Genomic DNA, 3260 nt, shown 5'->3' with positions numbered 1-3260 from the left:
CCCGCTACTGACTGCCCCGCCCCGAAGAAGTCATTTAGCTCTGTCAGAACACCGCCACTTATCGCTGCGGTTCACACGCATGTTTCCGCGGTTCGGACTGTCTCGTAGCTATGTGCTTTATTCGTGCCCCTAGAATTGGATACTCAACGTTGGTTGCGAGACAGATGGGGTGGACGTGGGGAAGCTGATCGGGTACGCCCGAGTGTCGACACGGCAGCAAGATGCAGACCGTCAAGTGTCTGACCTCCTCGCCGCCGGTGTGCGACGTGACGATGTGTACCTAGACAGTGGAGTGTCTGGAAGCCGTGCATCCCGTCCGCAGTTCGATCGGGCGGTCGCTGCGCTCGAGTCGGGGGACACTCTGGTCATCACCACGCTGGACCGGCTGGGACGCTCGACGCAGAACATGCTGACCTTCGCCGAAGCACTGCGAGGCAGGGGAGCCGGGCTGCGGGTGCTGAACCTCGGTGGGGGAGATGTGGACACCGCGACCCCGATGGGGTCGATGGTCTTCACCGTCATGGCCGCGCTGGCCCAGATGGAGCTGGAGATCAAACGCGAACGCATCACCGACTCGGTAGCCAAGCGCAGGGCTGCCGGCAAAGACCTCGGTGGGCGGCGTCAGACCTTCACGGACTCCCAGATCCGCAACGCGTTGAGGCTGATCGAGTCCGGGGAGCCGGCCACCCAGGTGGCGCGGGACCTCGGGATGTCTCGGGCGACGCTGTACCGGCGGATTCGGGAGTTGCCTTCCACGGTGGTGTGAAGCTTCAGCTGGTGCGCTTGGCCAGCTCTCGCTGGATCGTGCGGTAGACCGTGGAGCGGGCCACCCCGAACAGCTCCGCCAGCTCAGCCTGGGTGTGCTCGCCCTTCTCGTGTAGGGACATCAGGTGCCGGCGCTGCAGCACGGAGAGCTTCGGCTGCCGCCCGCGCAGTCGGCCTTTGGCCCGGGCGATGGCCATGCCCTCGCGGGTGCGCATCCGGATCAAGTCGGATTCGAATTCCGCCACCATGCTCAGCACGTTGAACAGCAACCGCCCGACCGGGTCGGTGGGGTCGTACTCGCTGCCACCCAGTGACAGGGTCACTCCCCGGCCGGTGAGCTCATCGGCGATGTCGCGGGCATCGGGCAGGGAGCGGGCGAGGCGGTCGAGTTTGGTGACCACCAGAGTGTCCCCGGGCCAGCAGGCGGCCATCGCCTCGCGCAGCCCCGGGCGGGACCGGTGCGCCCCGGTCAGGCCGTGGTCGACGTAGATCCGTTCCTCGGCCACGCCCAGGCGTTGCAGGGCTTCACGCTGGACGGTGAGGTCCTGCTCGATGGTGGAGACGCGGGCGTAGCCGATCTTCTTCCCGCTCACTTTTCCAGTGTTGCGCATGCCGTACCTGTGCGGGCACCCCCTTGCGGGCGGGGCATACGGGCATCAACCCGACCCGGTTTCCTGCCTCCAAATCGTGATGTAGGTCCGCAGCGGGAGGGGGTCCCTCTAACGTGCGCCACCGGACGCACCTGATGAACGAGATGGCGTGCTCCGAGATCATCCCCTTAGCTGGTGTTCAAGCCGGTTCCTAGAAAATGATGGTCAGCTTCAGCCCCCTCCGAGACCGGCGATCGGGGCCCATGTTCCCGACCTTGCCCTTCCCCGGTGTTCGCCCAGCAGTTGATCCACGGGGTCGATCAGCGACAAAAGGACATGTTCCATGCGGTGAACCGTGCTGGCCAGTGAGGCCATATACATACGACTGGCGTGGGTCCGTGTTTGGCGCCATTTCCCGTAGTCCGCGTGCAGGACGTTCCCATAGGCCACGAGTTTGAATACATCACCTGGGGTGTAGGTGCCCTGGGTAGGGCCGCCCGTATTGGTGATGTGTTGTCCGGTGGTGGGCAGATTCAGGAAGCTGGCACGGATGTTGTCGCACCCAGCCTGGAGTGCGTCATCGAACGTCCCTGCCGCATGGGCCACGGCCTCAATCGACTCGACAACTTTGTCGAGATGGACATGGTTGTCAGAGCCGATGAAGAACTTTCGGAGCAACGCCGCCCTGACGAACCGACCGTGCGTTAGCTCCTCGCTGTGCCGGGAGGCATCGGTGTCGGCCTCGCGCAGAGATCGGGTCGCGACGTCGTACTGGTGGGTCAGGTCGGAGAAGAGCTCCAGTCGATCTTCATCCGTGGGTGGTTTGCTGTCGCTTGGAGACCAATCAGGGGAAAGCACGGTGTGAGCATAGTGGCGCCGAGGGCGTGGCTGAGCCTATGGCTGCCCCATCAGGCACGAGCCGAGTAGTGGGGCCATCAGTAGACGAAGATGGCAGCTACTCCAGAAACCAGAAACAGGCCGGCGCTGATGAGCAGGAGAAACGAGTACTTCTGGCAGATCTCGGCCGCCTCGTCCAAGGTGAGGTCCCGTTCGACCGCCAGCAGATAACGCGCCCCGGTGATCTTAGGGGACCACTTCTGGCGGTACATGCCGTAGGCCCCAAAGGTGAGCGCAGCCCCTGCAAATTGGAACCAGAAGACATCATCGTTGCCTCCGCGCCAGTCTCCTCCAACGAGGACAACAACCAAGGAGAAGAGGGCCATGGCTATGAAGCCGCCGAAGGTGATGAGGGTGAATGTTTTGGCGGTCATCGAATACCCTCCGCGTCGTGTCGTGCCCTGTGCTGACGACTGCCTGCTACCGCAGCTCGTGCCCTCATTGGAACAGGCCGGTCACGAGCACGGTCAACGGTAGGACCGCGGCCAGGGCGTAGATCCACCACCAGCGGACTGAGGCGGCCGCATACATGGACGGGTTCTCCTCCGGGCGGGAGGGGCCGTTGAAAGCCGTGTAGATTGCCTCGCCGAAACGCTCCGCAAACCACCGGGCCATTACCGCTCCCGCCAGGAGGATGGCGCTGATCCCCACCGGGAAGCCCACCGTCACCCACACCGGTTGAGAGTCATCCAGAGCAGAGAACAGCATGAGTGTCATCGCCGCGGCCACCGCCGCGGTAGCGGTGAAGATCGCCACCACAACCACCTGCGCGGCCACCGGTCCCGCGGCGTCAGCCGTGGGTGACAGGCGTCGGGCCACGGTGCGACGGGTGTAAACCAGGGCCAGAGCCACCACCATGACGACCACTGCGGCGAGCAATGCGATAGTTTCCACGAACGCCCCCTCATCCTGCGACCCACCCCCGCGGGTTCGGAAATTTTCAAGGTGTTTGAGGCCAGCGGGTGTCAGGCGGCTGCGGATTCTGCGGCCGATGGTCGGTTGATCCAG

The 3260-nt window shown here is 64.0% G+C and carries 5 protein-coding genes; 1 reads left to right on the top strand and 4 read right to left on the bottom strand.

Features of this window, described 5'->3' with window-relative positions; genetic code table 11:
* Nucleotides 1-175 precede the first annotated feature (175 nt).
* Nucleotides 176-766: a recombinase family protein gene (locus tag ACPYN7_RS17885; protein ID WP_112255816.1), complete on the top strand. Its 591-nt coding sequence runs from the start codon at nt 176-178 to the stop codon at nt 764-766.
* Nucleotides 767-770: 4 nt separating this feature from the next.
* On the opposite strand, the gene ACPYN7_RS17880 is transcribed toward ACPYN7_RS17885, so the two are convergent.
* The 4 genes from ACPYN7_RS17880 to ACPYN7_RS17865 form a co-directional block, all read right to left on the bottom strand.
* A complete protein-coding gene (locus tag ACPYN7_RS17880; protein WP_424348540.1) occupies nt 771-1358 on the bottom strand; it encodes a recombinase family protein in 588 nt (195 codons plus the stop codon).
* 228 nt (nt 1359-1586) lie between these two features.
* The gene (locus tag ACPYN7_RS17875) at nt 1587-2213 is read right to left on the bottom strand and encodes a hypothetical protein (protein WP_424348539.1); all 627 of its coding nucleotides are present in this window, start codon (nt 2211-2213) and stop codon (nt 1587-1589) included.
* A gap of 77 nt (nt 2214-2290) precedes the next feature.
* Complete coding sequence (locus ACPYN7_RS17870) at nt 2291-2626, bottom strand: hypothetical protein (RefSeq protein ID WP_112254583.1); 336 nt, start codon at nt 2624-2626, stop codon at nt 2291-2293.
* A 64-nt stretch (nt 2627-2690) separates the two neighbouring features.
* Nucleotides 2691-3260 (bottom strand): hypothetical protein (locus ACPYN7_RS17865; protein ID WP_424348538.1); only part of this gene is annotated, 570 nt, incomplete at its 5' end.

This window comes from Kocuria sp. CH-021 (assembly GCF_049716185.1).
Lineage (GTDB): Bacteria > Actinomycetota > Actinomycetes > Actinomycetales > Micrococcaceae > Kocuria > Kocuria cellulosilytica.
Note: the sequence above shows the minus strand (reverse complement) of the source record. Positions and strands in the feature narration are given on the sequence as shown.

Bases quoted from the DNA above. Each gene is read 5' to 3' on its own strand.
- ACPYN7_RS17870 (WP_112254583.1), bottom strand. From the start codon at position 2,626: ATGACCGCCAAAACATTCACCCTCATCACCTTCGGCGGCTTCATAGCC.